The organism is Mesorhizobium sp. M8A.F.Ca.ET.021.01.1.1 (assembly GCF_003998025.1).
Lineage (GTDB): Bacteria > Pseudomonadota > Alphaproteobacteria > Rhizobiales > Rhizobiaceae > Mesorhizobium.
Genome location: NZ_RZSJ01000559.1, coordinates 1 through 4034, shown reverse-complemented (window position 1 = coordinate 4034; position 4034 = coordinate 1). Strand labels below are relative to the sequence as shown.

The 4034-nt window shown below is 60.3% G+C and carries 4 protein-coding genes; 3 read left to right on the top strand and 1 reads right to left on the bottom strand.

All coding sequences use genetic code 11. From position 1 onward, the window contains the following. Positions 1-552: NAD-dependent epimerase/dehydratase family protein (locus EOA36_RS29690; protein ID WP_145969372.1), on the top strand; the 552-nt coding region annotated here is incomplete at its 5' end. Positions 553-1360: 808 nt separating this feature from the next. Here EOA36_RS29690 and EOA36_RS29680 read toward each other — a convergent pair. Continuing rightward, on the bottom strand, positions 1361-1969 hold the full coding sequence (locus EOA36_RS29680) for a DUF995 domain-containing protein (RefSeq protein ID WP_189343620.1): 609 nt from the start codon (positions 1967-1969) through the stop codon (positions 1361-1363). 194 nt (positions 1970-2163) lie between these two features. On the opposite strand from EOA36_RS29680, the gene EOA36_RS29675 reads away from it, so the two are divergent. Both EOA36_RS29675 and EOA36_RS37830 read left to right on the top strand, forming a co-directional pair. After that, positions 2164-3789: a glycosyltransferase family 39 protein gene (locus EOA36_RS29675; RefSeq protein WP_127280528.1), complete on the top strand. Its 1626-nt coding sequence runs from the start codon at positions 2164-2166 to the stop codon at positions 3787-3789. Between the two features lie 34 nt (positions 3790-3823). After that, on the top strand, positions 3824-4034 hold a 211-nt coding region (locus EOA36_RS37830; protein WP_210212432.1), incomplete at its 3' end, for a hypothetical protein.

The window sequence follows — 4034 nt, the reverse complement described above, 5'->3', positions numbered from 1 at the left end:
TCCGCATACGGAATGAAGTTTGCCATCCTGCGCTACTTCAACGCCTGTGGGGCCGATCCCGACGGGGAACTCGGCGAGTGGCATACGCCGGAAACGCATCTGGTTCCCAGGGTTCTGATGGCGGCGTCAGGCATCATCGATGAAATCGAGGTCTTCGGCACCGACTATGAGACGCCGGACGGGACTTGCGTGCGCGACTACATCCATGTCAGCGACCTGGCTCGCGCCCACCTGAAAGCTCTCCAACACCTGGAAGGCGGAGGACAAAGCCTAGCGGTCAACCTCGGCACCGGACAAGGCGTATCCATCAGGGAGATTGTCCAGGCGGTCAGCCGGGTGACGTCAAGACCGGTCCCGGCCGTCTTCAGGGCCCGGCGCCCGGGGGACCCGGCCGAACTCTATGCCGATCCGAGCAAGGCGCGCGCGCATCTTGGCTTTGTGCCTGAGCTTTCCGACATCGACACGATCGTCAGGACGGCCGCCCCATTCTTCGGGCTGCGGACGAAACCGGAGACACTGCCGCCAAGCAAGGCGGCAGCATCTGCCCGATAGATCACAGAGAGCGGGCTCGGCAACTGGCGCGCTGGCCAAATCCGCTGGGACTGCAGACATAGGGCGAACCGCCCGAGAACGTAGCGCCATCGACGGGATCGAAAGCGACCTTCACAGGTCCCAACGTCGGGGTTGTAACCGGCGGCGGTGCAAAAGCGTAAGTTCTTTCAGTGGTCCGTGTGGTGCTTGTCATCAGGACCTGGGGCTCGGCCCTGAGCGACTGCACAACATATCCACCTTGGAATGGCTGGACTGGAGGCCTGCTCTGGACCGGGTGCACGGCTGGCGTGATGATGACGGAACCGGTATTGGTCGCATCCATGACCTGACACCCTGCAACCAGGGAGGTCACCGCCACCACAACAATAGAGAGGGCTTTCTTGCTTGGGCGAAATACGCCCGCTGCGGAATTGTTCGCCATGTGTCCCTTGCCTTTGAGTAAAGCCAGGACGCGTTGCGACGCCTGCGCCGCCTCACGTCGTTTCAGTGACCACTCGCACATCACACAAGAATATTAGACATCACTAATTATTAAATTTCATGAAAGCCGTATGGTGGTGTACCCATCGTCTCGTCGTTCTGTCAGAGAGGAATCGAATGCGACCATTTGGCGGTCGGTGCGACGGCAATTCCTGCCGGACTGCTCCGCGCTTTTATAAGCGATTCGCAAGCTTCTTCACAGGCCCGGCAAAAGCAGCCTGCCTGACTCCGACACGCCGCACACGCCGTCACCGATGCCATATGGGGACGCGCCAACGGAGCCAGGAACGGCGTTTCCCGTCATGCCGTGGGCCCAGCCTGGCCAGCCTTAATTCTTGGAATCGACCAACTTACGGGCCTCTTCAAACTGAGCGGCCTTGGTATCACCAGGTTCGAATTTTCGGTGTTCGTCGGAGGGATCCTCGGGAGTTCGTTTGAAACTGTACCATTCCCCGTCCGGATCCTTGCGCTGCTCGATGGTTCCATCCTTGATCTGATGGCTATAGCAGGTACGCTGCTGTTTGCCCTTGTAGCTCTTGGATCGCCAGGCGACATCCATGCACATCTTGCCGTCCTTGGTCACCAGCCACCTGCCCTCGGCGACAGAGGCTGAATCCTGCCCCGACGTCCAGGCCTCGAGGCGTCGATTGCCCCGTGCGAAATAGGCCGCTCCGTTTTTCCACACCCATGTGCGATCGGCATACAGAAGCTGCAACTCATAGGGGGTTGGCACAGTGGCACTGTCCGCTTTTGCAGGTGCGCCGTCTTTGGCGGCGGCCGCGTGGGTCGCTCCCGCGAGGGCCACCTGACCGCAGAAGGCGAAGAGAAACAGCAGCGGCGTGAAACTTGCAGTCCGACGAGGTTCGTTGTGTGGCCGATGGTCGACGCCAAGCGGCGGCAAGCTGGTCGGAGCTATCGGTACAATCGGCGTTGGCATGTCTGTATTGTGGCCCAAGGCAGCGCTGTCGGCGCGACAGGCCTGAGAACTATTTAACAGCCGCGGGAGCTGCGATGTCAACTTTCGCGACGCCCGCTTTCGCCAAAATTAAGGATTGCGTCGTATACTCCTTCACCTTTGACAATCGCGTGTAAAAGCAACATCCGCAGACGTCAGAGAGGATGCGGTTTCAAATGGGCGCCGACCCGGAACTAAATCAGGCCGAGGTTCAGCAATACCCGCGGCAGCCGACTGCTTGGGGCTCGGCTGCTCGCAATTACCTGAACCTCGACACGGCTATCTTGCTGGGGATCCTGTTCATCGCGATCGTGTTCAGGTTCCACAACATAACCTTGCCGCTGGTCGACGTCTTCAGCTGGCGCGAGACAAGCACAGCAATGATGGCCGACAATTTTCAACAGCGTAGCTGGAATATCTTCTTCCCTGAGGTCAGTTGGACCGGGCCCGGGCCGAGTTATCAGGGCCGCGAGTTCCAGATCGTCAGCTATCTGACCGCCCTGCTCTACCAACTCTTCGGCTGGCACGACTGGTTTGGCCGCATGGTTGCGGCCTTCTTCGGTCTGGTCACGGTGTTTTCTCTGCACAGGTTGACGGCGCTATGCTGGGGCGAAACGCATGCCCATGCGGCGGCGCTTGCCTATGCGCTGATGCCGGCGGCGATCATGATCGACAGCTCGTTTCTTCCAGATCCGTCGATGTTGGCCCTGGTGACAACAGGCGTCTGGCTTTTCGCGAGGTACTGGGCCGGCGGCAGCAGCTGGCTTTTGCCGGTTGCCACCGTCAGTTTCTCGCTCGGCGTGCTGGCGAAACCGCCGGGGCTCGCCGCCGGCGCCGTCATTTTCTACCTGATGGTTTGCTGGATTGTCGAGAAGAAGCGAAAGCAGGCGACCAGGGTGTTCCTGTCAGGGCTTTTGAGCCTGGCCATCATCGCCGCATATTTCAGCTGGGCGATCTATCTCGGCCGAACCTATCCGCCATTTCATGTCGCGGGCAGCGGTTATATCTGGGATTCCGGTTTCTGGACATTCTTCAAGGAGAGCTTCTACTTCAAATCGGTGTGGAACACCTCGGTTTGGTGGTTCTACGGCTATCCGTTCATGGTGCTGATCGCGGTGGGCTTCTGGATGCCGCCCCCCGCCGAAAACCAGAAACAACGTACACTTTCGGCCATTCCTTATGTTTGGCTGGTGGCGGCCATGGCCGTCTATCTGGCGGCGGCGCGCGAGATCACCAGCAATCCCTGGAATTACCACATCTTCCATGTCCCGTTGGCGATGTTCTGCGGCCGAGGAGCACTGGTCCTGGCAACTCTGCCATGGGGCAACGCTCCGTCGCCGGCCATGGTCCTGCGCTCGATCTGTATCGTGGCCGTGACGCTGGTGTGGTCGACCTTTCCCCTCGTCAAGACAATGAAGAAGCCGGTTGCCATCAATGGCAAGCTGCTCGGCGAGGAACTGGCGAGATTGGCACAACCGGGTGACCTCGTCGTCGCAATAGCGCCCGAGGTCGGCGATCCAGTGGCTGTCTACTACAGCAGGGCGCGCGGCTGGGTGTTCCCGCCCGGCGGCGGCGATGTCGAATGGTCGAAATTCGTCGCGGACGACGACACCGCGATCGCGCAGCTCGAGGAGTTGCGCGCGCAAGGCGCAGATCTGTTCGGCGCGGCCAAGAACGCCGCCGACAAGCAAGACCTGCTGTTCGTCGAGCATCATAACGGGGTCATCGACTATCTGGACAAGACCGGAACCAAGCTTGTGGATTCCGATGATTTGCTGGTCTATAGGATCACCCGCCCTTGAGAGCCGCGACGGTCGGGGGCCGTGGGTTTTGGACATGCTCCCAGCAGTCGACGGCTCCGCATTTCGTCCGCGGGAGTTCGGCAAGGCGGTGGGCCAGGCGCCGAGTCCGGTTGACGCCATGGGCATCCGGGCACCACGCATTGCCGCCGCCCGGACGAGGCGGCGAAAACCAGCGGAGAATTGGTTGAAAAGAGCAATCTCGATAGTCGCGACGCTGGCCCTGCTGGTCTGGCTCACCAGCGACT

Coding starts and splice junctions, on each gene's coding strand:
- EOA36_RS29680 (WP_189343620.1), bottom strand. CDS start 1,969: ATGCCAACGCCGATTGTACCGATAGCTCCGACCAGCTTGCCGCCGCTT.
- EOA36_RS29675 (WP_127280528.1), top strand. CDS start 2,164: ATGGGCGCCGACCCGGAACTAAATCAGGCCGAGGTTCAGCAATACCCG.